Raw genomic sequence first — 14,802 nt, 5'->3', positions numbered from 1 at the left:
TTCTGGTGGAGCGTAACATGCAGCGTAATCTGAATATCATTGCCCGAAAGGCCGAGCGGCGGTCCTGCCGTGTATTCGGCAAGGTCCGCTATCTCACCAAAGAAGTTGATGCTCGCATCCTCGATATGTCGGTTACTGGCGTTGCCGTCGAGATCCGGTCGCCGATCCACGCCGCGGCCGGCAGCCGCGTGCAAATCATCGCCGAAGACCTCGGCACGCTTCACGGCATCATCCGCTGGAGCCATAATGGTCGCCTCGGAATTCAGTTCGACCCGAACTCCAATGCCCGTGCGCAGGTGGCCTCATACTTCCGGTTCTTCCACAAGGAAGTAAAGCCAGTCCTCTCGCGATAATTCCCTGTCATTTTCAGGGTTTACTCCTTCGCAAATCACCCTAGTCTCGCCATGGCTGGGCGACGCGTGATTTTCGAAGGAGTTTTCATGTCTTCCATTCTGGATCTGCCACCAGTGACCCGCCGCTCGTTGCTTGGCGGCCTGGCCGCCACGTCAGCGCTCATCCTTCTTCATCCTTTCAGCGCGCGCGCAGCCGCCAATCAGGCGCATCTTCGCCTGATGGAAACGACCGACATTCACGTCAACGTCTTTCCCTACGACTACTATTCCGACAAGCCGAACGACACGATGGGCCTGGCGCGCACCGCGACGATCATCGACAACATCCGGGCGGAAGCTGCCAACTCGCTGCTGATCGACAATGGCGACGTGCTGCAGGGCAACCCGATGGGCGACTACATGGCCTACCAACGCGGGATGAAGGACGGTGACCTACATCCCGTTATCAAGGCGATGAACACGCTCGGCTACACGGTCGGCACGCTCGGGAACCATGAATTCAACTACGGCCTCGATTTCATGTTCAAGGTGCTGAACGGGGCAAATTTCCCGTTCGTCTGCGCAAACCTGACCAAAGGCCAGCTCGCGTCCGATCCGACCAAGGACGAGCTGTTTTTCAAGCCCTATCTCATCGTCGAGAAGACAATCAAGGACGGCGCCGGCAACGAGAGCCCTATCAAGATCGGCTTCATCGGTTTTGTGCCGCCGCAAATCATGCTGTGGGATATCAAGAACCTCGAAGGCAAGGCGCAGACGCGCGACATCGTCGAGGCGGCCAAGGCCTGGGTGCCGGTCATGAAGCAGGAAGGCGCGGATATCGTGATCGCGCTCTCTCATTCCGGCATCGACGGCGCGGCCCCCTCCGAGAAGATGGAGAACGCATCGCTGCATCTTGCCGCGGTCGATGGAATCGACGCGATCTTTACCGGGCACCAGCACCTCGTCTTCCCCGGTCCCAAGACCTGGGATGGCATTCAGAATGCCGATCCGGTGAAAGGCACGTTGCATGGCAAGCCTGCTGTGATGGCGGGCTTCTGGGGCTCCCATCTCGGCCTCATTGACCTCCTGCTGGAAAAGGACGGCAAAGGTTGGAGAATTGTCGACTTCACCTCGGAAGCGCGGCCGATCTACCACCGCGATGATAAGAAGAAAGTCATCGCCGACGTCGCCGACAAAAAGGACGTCATCGAAGCTGCGAAGGCTGAGCATGAGGCCACCCTTGCCTACGTGCGCACTCCGGTCGGCAAGACATCGGCCCCGCTCTATTCCTATTTCGCGCTCGTTGCCGACGACCCATCCGTCCAGATCGTTAGCCAGGCACAGACCTGGTACATCAAGCAGATGCTTGCCGACACCGAATACAAGGACCTGCCCGTGCTGTCGGCCGCAGCGCCGTTCAAGGCCGGCGGTCGCGGCGGCGCGGACTACTATACCGACGTGCCCGCCGGCGATATCGCGATCAAGAACGTCGCTGATCTCTACCTGTACCCCAACACGGTTCAGGCGGTCGCCATCACTGGCGAACAGGTGAAGAATTGGCTGGAAATGTCAGCCGCCATGTTCAACGAGGTGAAACCGGGATCGAAGGACACGGACCTGCTGAACAGTGCCTTCCCATCCTACAACTTCGATGTGATCGATGGCGTCACCTACCAGATAGACCTGTCGCAACCGCGCAGGTTCGATGATGACGGCAAGTTGATCAATGCCGATGCGAACCGCATCCAGAATCTGCAGTTCGACGGCAAGCCTATTGATCTCAAGCAGAAATTTGTCGTCGTCACCAACAACTACCGCGCCGGCGGCGGCGGCAAGTTTCCGGAAATCGCCGCCGACAAGGTCGTCTTCCAGGCGCCGGACACCAATCGTGACGTTATCGTCCGCTTCGTCCATGAAGAGCGCACAATCAATCCGTCGGCCGACGGCAACTGGACCTTCAAACCGTTGCCGGGAACGACGGCCGTCTTCCAGAGCGGTCCGAAGGCCAAGCAGTTCCTCGCTGACGTGAAAAGCGTGAAGATCGAGGACGCAGGTGAAGGCACCGATGGATTCGCCAAATTCCGTCTGGTTCTCTAGGCGTTCAGCTCCCGGCGAGGCCCTTGCGCCTCGCCTATTCCGCCGCTAGGGAGAGATCGCGCGCTGCATACTCCGCCACCTCGGCGGTGAAGTCGGCATGGCTTGGGCATTGCGAAAGCCTGGACCGAAAGGCGTCAACCATCCAGGTGGCAGCCGGTCCGGGCGGGGTTGAGATTCGTCGCATCGCATAAATTGGATACTCGCCTTGCTCGTAGGCCTGGAGATCCAGGTGTACAAGCGCTCCGCTTCTCAACTCGTCTCGAATAAGCGACGCCGGAAGACCACCCCAGCCGAGACCCCCGCGAATAAGAGAGTGCTTCGTCGCGATATCACTAACGCGCCACGTCTTGTAGGAAAGCACATTGAAGTCGCGACCTTTGGTCAATCCCGAAGGGTCGGTGACAACAAGCTGCGTCTCGTCGCGGACATCGGCCAGCGTCAACGGCCGGCCCAACCGCGCCAAAGGATGAGCGCTCGACGCAACCGGCACCATGAAGGAATGGCCGATGCGCTCGGTCACAAGCGAATCATGCTGCTGCAGGATGGCGCCGCCGATCCCGATCGTCGCCTTGCCGTTTGAGACGAGATCCATCACCACGCCGAGTTCACCGACCGCCAGATTGAGCCCGACGGACGGGAACTCGTTGCGAAACTCGCGCAGGACCTCAACCATCGCCTTTGACGGCACCATGACACTGATCGCGACGGAGACCTCGGCCTCCAACCCTTCCTTCAGCCCCTTTACGCGGGCGCGCATCACCTCGAGATCCGAGACGAGTCGCCGTGCGTCTTCGAGGAGTGCCCTGCCCGCCTCCGTCAGCTTCGGTTGCCTCGCACCCGAACGCTCGAAAAGGGGCACCTCCAGCTGCGCCTCGAGGTTGGCGATCGTGTAGCTGATGACCGATTGAGCGCGATTTAGCGTGCGCGAAGCAGCCGAAAAGCTGCCCATTTCCGCAACGGTAAGGAACACTTGCAACTGGTCGAGTGTGGGGTTCGGAAGCATCTTCCATCCAATCTATCGATGATTTTGATCGACATTATCACAGTTTTTTCGATAGTCGGCCAGTCCTATTTTCAGCTTCGAAACAGCGGCTCGAAGCTCCCAAGAACGGCCGCGAACGCAAATTCGAGAGGAAATTCAATCATGCCTTCCATTCTGCTTTTGACTTCCAGCCCGCGTGTAGACTCTCTTTCGACCACGATCGCCGCTGACCTTGCCGAAAAGATCAAGGCTCAGCAGCCGGGCAGCGCCGTCGTTCGTCGCGACCTAGGTGTAAATCCGCTGCCGCACATCGATGATCTCTTCACCGCAGCCATCCGCAAGCCTGCCGATGATCGCACCGTTGAGGAAGCCGCCGCCGTGCAGACGTCGGACGAACTCGTCGCCGAACTGCTCGCAGCCGATACGGTTGTCATCGGTACGGGTCTCATCAACTTCAACATCTACTCGTCGCTGAAGACTTGGATCGACAACGTCGCCCGCGCCGGCCTTACCTTCAAGTACACCGAAAGCGGCCCGGTTGGTCTTGCCACCGGCAAGAAGGTCTACGTCGTTCTTGCTTCCGGTGGCGTCTATTCGCAGGGCCCGGCAGCAGGCATGAACCACGCTGTACCGTACCTGAAGTCGGTCCTCGGCTTCCTCGGTATCACCGACGTCGAAACGATCTACGTCGAAGGCCTCGCCTTTGGTCCGGAAGCTGCCGAGAAGGCAATTGGCGCTGCCAAGGCCCGCGCTGAGGAAATCGCCCTCGCCGCCTAATCGGTGTCGAAATCGATGTTGAAACGGCCGGTTCTCACCGGCCGTTTTCATTTTGTGCCGAACTCGTTCACGAAGGCCTTCACGGTGTCGAGGATCTCGTCGCCAAAGGCTTCATCGTTCGATATCCGTGCAAGGCCCAGCGCTCCACTCATGAGACAGGACATGATGATCGCCTTGCTGCGAGCCTCTGCCTCATCGGTGGCGTCAATGCGCGCCTGCATGCTGTTTACGCTCGTCTTCAGCTGATCTGTCGCAAGCGATCGGCACCTCTCGCCACTGCGGGCCAGATCGGCCGTCAGGGCCGCAAAGGGACACCCGCCGGCTGTATCGTCCCGGTGTTTTCCGCTCAGGTAGATCGCCGCATACTCCTGCAACGGAATGTCCTCTGGAGTCCGCCCCTCCGACCGAACCTTCGCCGACCAGGCGCCGAAGGCCGATTGCATTGCCTCGGCCACCAGTTCGTCTCGGGACGCAAAATGCTTGTAGAAGCCACCGACGGTCAGCCCCGCCTCCTTCATCAGATCCGCGACGCCGACGCCATCCAGCCCCTTCTCACGCAGACGCTTCGATGCAATTACGACGATCCGCTCGTGTGTCTTGCGCTTGTCCTGCTGTGAGTGGCCCATAAAAATCTCTCCCCACACCGGTTGACAGATTTAGATTACGATCATAATCCTTCTGGATTCATATCGTAATCCAGATAGCGCAATTTTCCAAGAGGAGTCATGCAATGCGTCTGCAGAACAAGGTCGCCCTCATCACGGGCGGAAATAGCGGCATCGGTCTTGCAACTGCCAAGGTCTTCCTCGACGAAGGGGCGAAGGTGATCATCACCGGCCGGAATACCGAGACACTCGCCGCCGCCGAGAAGGCGTTCGGCAGCAACGTGCTTGCGCTGAGGCTTGATGTAACGGACGTCGCGGCCACGGAACGGGCCTTTGCGGAAGCCGCCGCCAAGTTCGGCAAATTTGACGTGCTCTTTGCAAACGCCGGGATTGGCGGTGCGACTCCCCTTGGTGGAACGTCGCTGGAGCAATTTAACACGATCATCAGCACGAACCTGACCTCCGTCTTCTTTACGGTCCAGTCGGCATTGCCGCATCTGAACGACGGCAGCTCGGTCATCCTAAACGGCTCGGTTCATGCGGTGCTTGGTGCGCCCGGCTATTCAGCCTATGCAGCGACGAAGGGTGCGGTACGTGCCATGACCCGCAATATGGCTTCCGAGCTTGCGCCGCGCGGCATCCGCGTCAACCAGGTCACGCCAGGCGGCACCAAGACACCGATCTGGCAACCGGTGGCGTCGACGGCGGATGCAATGTCGGCGCTTGAAGCCCGGCTGGGCGGAATGAGCCCGCTCGGCCGAATGAGCGAAGCGGAGGAAATTGCCAAGGCCGCGCTCTATTTCGCGTCAAGCGATTCGACCAACGTCACAGGGATTGAAATTGTGGTCGATGGCGGCGCGACGAGCGCCCCGTCCGGCGCCAAAATATTCCGCGCATCGATCGGCTAATCGAACTTCTCGAGTCCGGACTTGCCGACCACACAATTGCGGCCGCTTTTCTTCGCCTGGTAGAGCCTCTGGTCGGCGGCCGAAAGAACCGTTGTGAAGCTCGCGCCGTCAGTATCGGCTGTCGCCACGCCGATACTGACGGTCACGGGCTCGCCATCCGGCGTCTTGACGCTATTCGCGATCGTCCAGCGCAAGCGTTCGGCCAGCCCCATTCCCTCGGCATGGTCGGTTGCCGGGCAGACCGCGACGAATTCCTCACCGCCAAAACGGAAGACACGGTCGGCCGATCGCAAAATGCTGCCGAGACGAAGCGTGATCGCCTTCAACACCTCATCTCCCTGCAGATGCCCGAAGCGGTCGTTGACCTCCTTGAAATGGTCCGCGTCCAGAATGATGACAGTGGCGGAGTGTCCCTGCCGCAGTGCTTCACGAACCATGACCGGCGCTTCCATCTCCATTCGCGCGCGATCGTAGACCCCCGTCAGCACGTCCCTGCCGGTACGATCAAGCAGATCGTTGTAACGCTCCCGGAAGGTCAGGTCACTGAAGACATCACTGATCGGCCGCACGCTCGCGGGAATGCCTTCGCGCCGTATCCAAACTTCGTAGACGGCGAAGAGCAACGCATAGATGCAGACGGCAAACATCTTGCCCTTCCATCCGTCCCAGAAGGCAGAGGCAGGAATCTCGAGGAAGTAGTGGAGCGCACCGAAGAACCCGATCTGATCGAATGTGAGGATGACGAAGCCGCAGATCATAAAGCGCACGATGATCCAGTGCTTCAGGAAGCGACCGAGGCGCTCGTACAGCAGGATAATGCCGATGGAATCGAGATAGAGGAGCGTCGTCCCCCAAACCATGAGCCATCCCATTTCCTTGAGGAAATCGAAGTTCGCGCTGTCGCCCCGAGGGAGCTCGATCGGCGTATGCAGTTGCATCAGCCACGCTACTGCGACCGTCAGGATATTGCCGACAAACAGGCCGTAGATCGGTTGGCGAACGGTAGCAGCGTCCTCTTGCCGATACAGCATGAGAATCATCATCAGCTTGCCAGTGAAGAATACCGACGAACCGGGCGACGCAATGCCGAACGGCAGCGCGACATAAAAGACTGCCGCCAGGTAGGTTTCCATGAAGTGCATGACACCGAGGGCAGTGAGAAACATGCCCAGGCCGAGGCGCTGGCGGAAGTGCAGTAACGTCACCATGAGCGTGAAATAGCCAACGGCGGCAATGGCAAACAGCAGCAGGTTAAAGGCTTCCATCAGCTGCCCCTCTCACCAGCCAGCGCGCATCCAGAGGCGGTCCACCACACCAGCAATTAATGGCGGCGAACATGAGCGGTGGTCTGTGTTTGTCGTAAGGCACGTGGCTGTCCTGCAAGGCTGCGGACACCAAGATTCCTCGTAATCCTTTAAGATTGCGTGAGTATTAGTATCGTCCTACCGACGCCGCGGAAAGCGAATCAGACCTGGCGAACTTTTGCGCCGTCGTTGAACAATGACGGCCCGTTCTGGTCGATGATCTGCTGCGCCTTGCGCACCGTGCACTCGATCGCATCATCCGAAGATCCGAACATGTCGGCGCGAATGAAATTGCGTACGAGGACCTCGTCCCCGACAGTTTTCTCGATCCGGCCGGCAAGGCGGTACTGGCCGCCTTCCTTTTGCGGCTCGGCATAGATCGTGCAGTCCCCATAGAGCTGCGGCTCGGAAGAGACGCCAACCGGCGCGTCAGGCGATTTGCCGCCGCCTGAAAACATTGAGAAAATACTGGAGAAGATCGAAGCCATATTTCGCCTTATCATGGCAGCGCGTGCCGGAAAAGTTAAATGATGAGGTTTGCGAGGATCTCGTTTTCGGTGATGTCCTCGAAGCCGATGGCCGCATTCTCGAAGTTCGCGATGAGCTGCGCGAAATTCTCGGGCGCCTTGGTCTCAATACCGATCAATACCGAGCCGAAATTGCGAGCCGTCTTCTTGAGATACTCGAAACGGGCGATGTCGTCGTCGGGGCCAAGCAGGTTCAGAAAGTCGCGCAAGGCGCCGGGTCGCTGAGGCATCCGCAGGATGAAGTACTTCTTCAATCCGGCATAGCGCATTGCGCGCTCCTTGACATCGGGAAGGCGTTCGAAATCGAAGTTGCCCCCGGAGACAACGGCGATGACGGTCTTGCCTCTCAGCACTTCCGGATCCATCGCGGCAATTGCGGTCAGCGATAGTGCTCCCGCCGGTTCGAGGACGACTCCCTCTACGTTCAGCATCTCGCCGATGGTCACGCAAATGGCGTTTTCCGGCATCAGCATGACCTGCTCGGTGGGAAAGCCTTCCAGGGCGGCGAAGTTCAGATCCCCGATCCGCGCAACGGCCGCACCGTCGACGAAATTGTCAACCTTCGCGAGCGTCACCACCTGCCTTGCTTCGATGCTTCGCTTCAGGCTCGGCGCGCCGGCCGGCTCCGTGAAGATGAAGCCGGATTTTGGCACAAAATCATCGAGATAACGAGTGATGCCAGCCGCCAGTCCGCCGCCACCGACCGGCATGACGACCATATCAGGTGTGGTCCCTTCGGGCAGTTGCTGCAGGATTTCCGCGGCAACCGTCGCCTGGCCTTCGATGATATCCGGATGGTCGAACGGCGGCACCATGACGCCGTCGATCGCCTCGACGTGATCGCGGGCGGCCTTGTAGCATTGATCGAAGAAGTCGCCCGTCAGCTTGATGGTGATGAACTCCGCGCCAAAGATGCGCGTCTTGTCGATCTTCTGCTGCGGCGTTGTCACCGGCATGAAGACAACGCCAGGCACGCCGAAATAGCGGCAGACGAAGGCAAAGCCCTGGGCATGATTGCCGGCCGAGGCGCAGACGAAGGTCTTGCCGCCAGCACCCTCGGCGATCGCCTTGCGGAAGAAATTGAAGGCGCCGCGAATCTTGTAGGAACGCACGGGTGAAAGGTCTTCGCGCTTCAGCCAGATGTCGGCGCCATAGCGCGCCGACAGGTGCTCGTTCAGCTGCAGTGGCGTTGCTGGAAATAGGCTGCGCATGGCCGCCTCGGCGCTCTCGACATCCTGTCTGGTCACAATCGTTCGTCCATTGCTGTTACCGACCCCCGCTATGGCATAAGCGCGCAACGGGAAAAAGCCCATATCCGCCAATATTCTCCACTTGCGAAGTCATCTTTTGTATCGGCTGCCGCCGTTCGCGCAATAACGCGATTGTGCGCTATCAATTCGCTCGCAATGCGGCTACATCGCCCGGATGATCTCAAGCAAATTTGCAAGACCGATTGCCTGGCTGCTTTTCGCGGCCATTATTTTCGTCACCCTGTCGCCGATCGGGTTGCGCCCGCATACGGTCACGTCAGTCAATCTCGACCGCGCTCTGGCTTATTCGTTGGCCGGCTTCATGTTCGCGCTCGCCTATCCGCGGCATTGGATCGCGGTCGCGCTTCTCCTGGCCGCCGGCGCCTTGGCAGTCGAGTATCTGCAATACCTGTCGCCGACGCGCCATGCGCGCTTCCACGACGCCGCGGTCAAGATTGTCGGCGCATCCGCCGGCGTGTTTGCCGGTTGCCTTTTGAATCGGGTCCGTATTGCAGCGCGTCCCGCGCAAACATGAGGAGCCGCGTCGCTCTTGACTGAATCGCCTCAGTCGTTGAAGGAGATGCCTGCGCGAGCGTGGCGAAACTGGTAGACGCAAGGGACTTAAAATCCCTCACCGCAAGGTATACGGGTTCGATCCCCGTCGCTCGCACCAAATCGAAATCGCTATGTCAAATACATCCAGAAATCCGCCCGGAGTGGACGAACTTTATGTAGGGCGCTGCACATGGCCTGAGGGTGTGGATTAAACCGGCAGGCGCCCGGCGATCGATTGATAACAATGATCTACGGTCATGAGTATAGCAGCGTCCATTGGTCCTCCGGACGAAACGTGAGAACTGTTCCCGGATGACCTATCTCACCTTTTAACATAGGTCATCCGTTGATGCGCCACCTTTGAGCACGGCCTGAGCTTCCTGAATGAGGAATACAACCATTGTCATTCCGGACGCCGGTAAATCCTGAATGTACACACGCCGTAGACAACATGCTGGCGACGCGCCGGTGTCCTTGGCGAGTCCAGGTGCGGCCTGCTGGACAGGCACAGCCTTTGGGTGCTCGTCCGGGCAACGGCACGACGTTGTGATCCGCTTTTTGCATCGCGGTAGCCAGTGAAAGCCTAGATCAGCGCCGTGGCAGTCGTCAGCACGGCGATGGATGCCCGCAGAAGATCGCCCGTGTGTCCCTCAGGGTCGCGATCGTAAGTTTCACCGGTCAGGGCCAGGTGGAGCCCGTAGGCCGCGACCAGGATATAGGGGACCAGGATCATCGAGCTCGTCAACTCAAGCGCCAGATGGAAAGCGTATTCTGCAAACAGCGTCAACACGAGAAAGATCTGGACGACTTGGTAAGCCACAGGGCCATCGAAGGAACGCCGTTCTTGTTTTCGTGGGAAAGAAAGCGCGGCATGGTGTCGTAGTTCGAGGCGGAATAGAGGATTGCAGCCGCGAGGAGCACCCACGTGAGATATGCCCCAGCGACCGAAATCAGCAGGCCGATGCTGACGAAGACGTCGCCCCACCGGCCAACCACGGCCTGCAGCACGCCCGCCATCGAAGGATTGCGAAGGGGGGCGAGATCAGGGCGCAACAGCACGCCGTAGGACAGGATCGTGACCAACACGAGCAGGCACGCCGAGGAAGCCGAACACCGTGGCGACGCCGACATCCGACCGATTGCGGGCGTAGCGCGAGTAGACGCGCCGACGCTGTATGCAGAATTCGGATAACGGAGATCGTTGAAGTCCGGTACAGCCTAGCCCCTCTCGGACGGTCATCGCATCGGGCTGGGCCCTTGGTCGGCATGGCCGGGCTTCACCGTCGATTGCCGTCGGCAACTCGCGCTCGCCAAACGAGGCGAAAACGGTCGAGGCGTTGGCAAAGAACTGGAGAGTTCAGAAAGAAAAGGCCCGGAAGCCCGGGGCCCGCTAAAATCTAGTGCCAGGTCTGGTTTCCGTACCACTCATCGATGTCGCGGCGAACTCGGTCGCGTTCGATGCCGTAGCGCTCCTGGATCTTGCCCTCCAGTTGTTCGCGCTTACCGGCGATCTGATCAAGGTCGTCATTCGTAAGCTTGCCCCACTGCTCCTTGACCTTGCCTTTCATCTGCTTCCAGTTTCCTTCGACGCGATTCCAATCCATTGTATTTCCTCCTATTGTGGATGAGGAAGTAACGGGCTTCACCGCCAAGTGTTCCCGAAGCGTCGATGCGGCAACCGGTAAGGATCAGTGCAGGCATGGGCGGGCCGTTGGCCTGCGCGTTGAGCGATCTACGGCTTCGGCCAACTTGTTGCACCGAAGATAACCTGGCCGCTCCACCACGCCGCACTCAACGGCCATGTCGGCAAAATGAGGTTTCGGGATGCCGTCAAGTTGAACTGGTGCCACAAGGCATCCTTGTCATATCGGGTCACAGACGCGAGTTCCCGCTCAGCGAGCTTATCTTGGAATGATCCCTGCCCTTGCTATCCGGGCGTCGTACTGCCTTTCGGCCGGGAGTGCCGGTTTTCGACAAGGCGCGAAAGCAAATTCCGCTTTCTCTTGCGCTGGAGAAGATCAATATCACTGACAAGCTTTGCGCCGCCCTCCCGCCGTTCCAATGTAATTTTGCGACTGTGGAAGGCTTCCAGCTCAGCTCGATGCGCTACGCTTATGATCGTGATCTGCGGCAATTCATGGATGATCATCTCCATCATCTTGTCCTGGCTTTTCTCATCGAGTGCCGACGTTGCCTCATCCAGCACGATCGTATCCGGACTGTGTAGCAGGAGGCGCGCAAACGCGAGCCTCTGTTTTTCACCACCCGACAGCGTCTGGTCCCATGGCGCCTCTTCCTCGATCCTGTCGTTCAGATAGTCGAGTCCCACCTTGTCGAGAGCCGCTTTGATCTTATCGAGCGGCCAGCTATCGGCGGCGCCGGGATAGGCAACCGCCCGGCGAAGCGTCCCGGAGGGGATGTAAGGCCGCTGCGGCAACATGAACAGTCGTCTGTCGCCATGAAAGTTGACGCTGCCGTCACCCCACGGCCAAAGGCCTGCGATGGCCCGCACCAGCGTGCTCTTGCCCGAACCGGACTCTCCGGCCACGAGGACCCGCTCGCCTGGTTCGACCGTGACCTGGGTCTCCTTGACGACGGCGGTACCGTCGTCAAGCGACACCGAGAGATCATTGAGGCTAAGCATCGCATCGCCTTCAGTTTCACCGTGCTGGATGCGCCCCAAGGCATCACTCTGTTCGGCGCGCTCCAGGCCGTCGAGCGACATCATCAGCGAAGCGACGCGCCGAGCGCAGGCGTGCCAATCGGCAAGACGCGGATAGTTGTCGACCAGCCATCCAAACGCGCTCTGAACGATGGCGAAGGCAGAGGCAGCCTGCATCACCTGTCCAAGCGTCATGCTGCCTTCGAGATACTTTGGTGCGCAAAGGAGAAGGGGTACGACTGGCGCAAGCAGGCTCGACCCCTGGGACACGAGCGTTGTGCGCATGTGTTGGCGTGAAAGGAGCGCCCACTGGCGAAGAACATGGGTAAACGTCTTGTCGAGGTCGCTACGTTCCTCCTCCTCGCCGCCCAGCAAGGCAATACTTTCGCCATTTTCCCGCACGTGCGTCAGCGTGTAGCGAAATTCGGCTTCCGCCTGATTCTTGACCTCGGAAACGTGGACGAAATGGCGGCCGATGACGGCCATCGAGCTGGACGTGATAGCCGCATAGAAAACGGCGGTAATGACAAGGAAACCAGGAACAGTGACGGTCGAACCTGCAATTGTCAGGGTCAAGGCCCCGCCGATCGTCCAGAGCACCACGATGAAGGTCGAGGCCGACAGAAATGCGGAAATGACACCAGCGATGAAGTCGACGGGTGACTCGGTCGCAATCCGCAAATCCTCGGAAATGCGGGCTTCCGGGTTCTTGTGGTCACCGCCGATGAGATTCAACTGATAGTAACGGCCGTTGGCGAGCCAGCGCCCGATGAGCGCGGTCGTTAGCCAGGAACGCCAGCGGCGCTGGATCAGCATGCGGAGAAAGACTTGTGTAACGACAAGAGCGACGCTTCCGAGCGCGAGGGGCAGGAACACGGCGCTGAGGAAATATACGGTATGGGCATTGCGTTGCTCAATTGCGTCAAAGATTGCGCGATTCCAGATATTGATTCCATACTGGAAGCCGACATTGGTGACGATTAAGGCGAGCAGCCCAATTGAGCACGGCCACGCGAGCCATTCCCCGCCGCGGCCCCAGTAACCGCGCGCGCTGATCCAGAAGCGCGTCAGCAAATATCTCTTGCGCGCCCGCTCGGCCTCCTCGGGCGTCAGCTCTGGGTCGGGTTCGACGACTTCTGGGGGCAGCGCGCCCTCGTCAGTCGATGCCTTCTCTTGGCGCGATCTCTCGGCACTGTGCTGCTCGGAGCCGTCGACCGATTTCTGATCTAATTCAGCGTCTGACATAAGCGCGACAACGGCTTAAAAATCAAAAGGTTTCATGATGCCAATCTCGAGCCGGGAAGAAGCTGAAGGTGCTGCCCGCCGCGAGCGCTTGCGTGTCGGGATGAAGGCCGGCGACGGTGGTGGATCTCGGTGAGGGAACCAATAGAGAGGTCGCTCGCTTGACCTGGAGGAACAGCGATTTTCTTCCTGCCTCTCGTTTCGCAACTTTCAACTTCCAAGTTCCCCGCGTGTGCTGGCGGGCTTTTGGGGGACAGGACAATGGGAACAAAGTCCGCGACCGAGAGTTTCCTATATACACGCGCGCCTGCCCTGCGACCGCGACAGCAGGGCTCTCTTTCTCGCGTTGACCGCCTCGTGGCAAGCGCGTGATCGTCTCCGCGCATTCGGTGAGCCCCAGCTCGCATAGGGCGAAATCAGCCACCATTTCGTGTTATGCACGCAAGATAGCTTACACAGCTGGCGCTACTTCCTGCTCAACGATCTCGAAGGCCTCGTTCTTGGCTAGATGGCTGATGAAGCCCTGGATGATGTGCAGCGCCGAGCCGGCATGTGCGGGCTTTGGCCGGCCAGAGGGCTGGATCAGATAGAGCGTGCGCACGAGCGGCGGATTGACTATGCGCCGGGCGATCAGCGTGCCCGCTTCCACTTCGCGCGCCACGGTGCCATAGGGCAGCACGGCGCAGGCGTTGCCTTCGAGGATCAGACCCTTGATCGCATCCATGGATTCGATCTGGTAGGCAACCTTCAGCGGCAGGTGGAAGAATTCCATCGCATGTCTCAAGAGATTGATGATTTGGCCCTTCTCGGTCGGAATGACAAAGGTCGCTTTGGCAAGCTCGATCAGGTTGATCGGTCCCTCCTGACCGAACTCGGACTTTCGGCCAGTGATGAAGAAGACGGATTCCCGGAGGACGGCCGTTTGCTTGATACCCTTGCGCGGCTCGACATTGAAAGCGAGTGCGAAATCGAGATCGCCGCGGGCGACGCGCTCGCCGAGCAGGTGGCTCATCTCCTCGACGATCTGGACCTTGGCGGACCAGTTCTGACGGCCGAACTCCTGTGCCAGCGGACCGGCGAGCAGCGCCGAGAGGCTGGAGGTGAGACCGATCGAGATGTGTTCTTCCTGCGCCGGGTCGAACTGCTTGATCGTACGGCGGACGGTGGCCAGTCGATCGAGGATTTCCTTGGCCTCTTCGAGGAAATACTGGCCAGCCGGCGTCGTCGTCGTGCCGCGCGGGCCGCGCTCCAGCAACTGCACGCCGAGCTCCTGCTCCAGTGCGTTGATCTGTGCGCCGAGCGCCGGCTGTACGATGTTCAGCGCGGCGGCGGCCTGCGTGATGCTGCCGATTTCGCAGACGCTGACAAAGGATTCGATTTGGCGAATTCGCAAGGGGCCATCTCCTCCACGGCCATGGGCTGACAACCGCAAGACGCTTCCGGTCTCGGGCTCTGGTCTTCCACGTTCCGTGAAGGTCGCCATCCCCCGGTATCCGGGCGCGATTCCGGCGGCAAGCTTTCAGTCTGGCAGGAAAGCCGCGGCTTGCAAATCACTAAATCG

At 59.4% G+C, this 14,802-nt stretch carries 15 protein-coding genes and 1 tRNA gene; 6 read left to right on the top strand and 10 right to left on the bottom strand.

Going from position 1 to position 14,802, the window contains the following annotated elements; genetic code table 11:
- Positions 1–17: 17 nt before the first annotated feature.
- Positions 18–353: a PilZ domain-containing protein gene (locus tag AC1DPR_RS10405; protein WP_018856960.1), complete on the top strand. Its 336-nt coding sequence runs from the start codon at positions 18–20 to the stop codon at positions 351–353.
- A gap of 87 nt (positions 354–440) precedes the next feature.
- On the top strand, positions 441–2,429 hold the full coding sequence (locus tag AC1DPR_RS10400) for a bifunctional 2',3'-cyclic-nucleotide 2'-phosphodiesterase/3'-nucleotidase (RefSeq protein ID WP_113470181.1): 1,989 nt from the start codon (positions 441–443) through the stop codon (positions 2,427–2,429).
- Positions 2,430–2,463: 34 nt separating this feature from the next.
- Here the strand turns inward: AC1DPR_RS10400 and AC1DPR_RS10395 are convergent, their stop codons facing one another.
- Positions 2,464–3,432: a LysR family transcriptional regulator gene (locus AC1DPR_RS10395; protein WP_018856962.1), complete on the bottom strand. Its 969-nt coding sequence runs from the start codon at positions 3,430–3,432 to the stop codon at positions 2,464–2,466.
- Between the two features lie 141 nt (positions 3,433–3,573).
- Here AC1DPR_RS10395 and AC1DPR_RS10390 point away from each other — a divergent pair, with 141 nt between their 5' ends.
- Positions 3,574–4,188 carry an FMN-dependent NADH-azoreductase gene (locus AC1DPR_RS10390; RefSeq protein WP_029792480.1) on the top strand — a complete coding sequence of 205 codons (615 nt, stop codon included), beginning with the start codon at positions 3,574–3,576 and terminating at the stop codon, positions 4,186–4,188.
- Between the two features lie 47 nt (positions 4,189–4,235).
- On the opposite strand, the gene AC1DPR_RS10385 is transcribed toward AC1DPR_RS10390, so the two are convergent.
- Positions 4,236–4,814: a TetR/AcrR family transcriptional regulator gene (locus tag AC1DPR_RS10385; protein WP_029792481.1), complete on the bottom strand. Its 579-nt coding sequence runs from the start codon at positions 4,812–4,814 to the stop codon at positions 4,236–4,238.
- A 104-nt stretch (positions 4,815–4,918) separates the two neighbouring features.
- Here AC1DPR_RS10385 and AC1DPR_RS10380 point away from each other — a divergent pair, with 104 nt between their 5' ends.
- On the top strand, positions 4,919–5,701 hold the full coding sequence (locus AC1DPR_RS10380; RefSeq protein ID WP_113470104.1) for an SDR family NAD(P)-dependent oxidoreductase: 783 nt from the start codon (positions 4,919–4,921) through the stop codon (positions 5,699–5,701).
- On the opposite strand, the gene AC1DPR_RS10375 is transcribed toward AC1DPR_RS10380, so the two are convergent.
- The 3 genes from AC1DPR_RS10375 to ilvA all read right to left on the bottom strand — a co-directional run bounded on the left by AC1DPR_RS10375 (position 5,698) and on the right by ilvA (position 8,779).
- Positions 5,698–6,969 carry a GGDEF domain-containing protein gene (locus AC1DPR_RS10375; RefSeq protein WP_026371758.1) on the bottom strand — a complete coding sequence of 424 codons (1,272 nt, stop codon included), beginning with the start codon at positions 6,967–6,969 and terminating at the stop codon, positions 5,698–5,700. The genes AC1DPR_RS10380 and AC1DPR_RS10375 overlap by 4 nt on opposite strands.
- A gap of 197 nt (positions 6,970–7,166) precedes the next feature.
- The gene (locus tag AC1DPR_RS10370) at positions 7,167–7,493 is read right to left on the bottom strand and encodes an HlyU family transcriptional regulator (RefSeq protein WP_018856967.1); all 327 of its coding nucleotides are present in this window, start codon (positions 7,491–7,493) and stop codon (positions 7,167–7,169) included.
- A gap of 35 nt (positions 7,494–7,528) precedes the next feature.
- Positions 7,529–8,779: a threonine ammonia-lyase gene (gene ilvA, locus AC1DPR_RS10365; protein ID WP_026371759.1), complete on the bottom strand. Its 1,251-nt coding sequence runs from the start codon at positions 8,777–8,779 to the stop codon at positions 7,529–7,531.
- 178 nt (positions 8,780–8,957) lie between these two features.
- Between ilvA and AC1DPR_RS10360 the strand changes: the two genes are divergently transcribed.
- Both AC1DPR_RS10360 and AC1DPR_RS10355 read left to right on the top strand, forming a co-directional pair.
- Positions 8,958–9,317: an antibiotic resistance protein VanZ gene (locus tag AC1DPR_RS10360; RefSeq protein WP_018856969.1), complete on the top strand. Its 360-nt coding sequence runs from the start codon at positions 8,958–8,960 to the stop codon at positions 9,315–9,317.
- 53 nt (positions 9,318–9,370) lie between these two features.
- Positions 9,371–9,455, top strand: a tRNA-Leu gene (locus AC1DPR_RS10355).
- 465 nt (positions 9,456–9,920) lie between these two features.
- Here AC1DPR_RS10355 and AC1DPR_RS10350 read toward each other — a convergent pair.
- From AC1DPR_RS10350 to AC1DPR_RS10330, 5 genes are all read right to left on the bottom strand, one after another.
- Positions 9,921–10,157: a hypothetical protein gene (locus AC1DPR_RS10350; RefSeq protein WP_442965922.1), complete on the bottom strand. Its 237-nt coding sequence runs from the start codon at positions 10,155–10,157 to the stop codon at positions 9,921–9,923.
- Positions 10,121–10,423 (bottom strand): amino acid permease, encoded by a 303-nt coding sequence (locus AC1DPR_RS10345; protein WP_026371761.1) that lies wholly within the window; start codon positions 10,421–10,423, stop codon positions 10,121–10,123. Before AC1DPR_RS10345 ends, AC1DPR_RS10350 begins: the two co-directional genes overlap by 37 nt.
- Positions 10,424–10,734: 311 nt before the next feature.
- A complete protein-coding gene (locus AC1DPR_RS10340; RefSeq protein ID WP_018856970.1) occupies positions 10,735–10,941 on the bottom strand; it encodes a CsbD family protein in 207 nt (68 codons plus the stop codon).
- A gap of 323 nt (positions 10,942–11,264) precedes the next feature.
- Positions 11,265–13,244: an ABC transporter ATP-binding protein/permease gene (locus tag AC1DPR_RS10335; protein ID WP_018856971.1), complete on the bottom strand. Its 1,980-nt coding sequence runs from the start codon at positions 13,242–13,244 to the stop codon at positions 11,265–11,267.
- A gap of 448 nt (positions 13,245–13,692) precedes the next feature.
- Positions 13,693–14,634: a LysR family transcriptional regulator gene (locus AC1DPR_RS10330; protein WP_018856972.1), complete on the bottom strand. Its 942-nt coding sequence runs from the start codon at positions 14,632–14,634 to the stop codon at positions 13,693–13,695.
- Between the last annotated feature and the right edge of the window lie 168 nt (positions 14,635–14,802).

The sequence above is a fragment of the Rhizobium sp. 01T417 genome (genome assembly GCF_056398905.1).
Note: the sequence above shows the minus strand (reverse complement) of the source record. Positions and strands in the feature narration are given on the sequence as shown.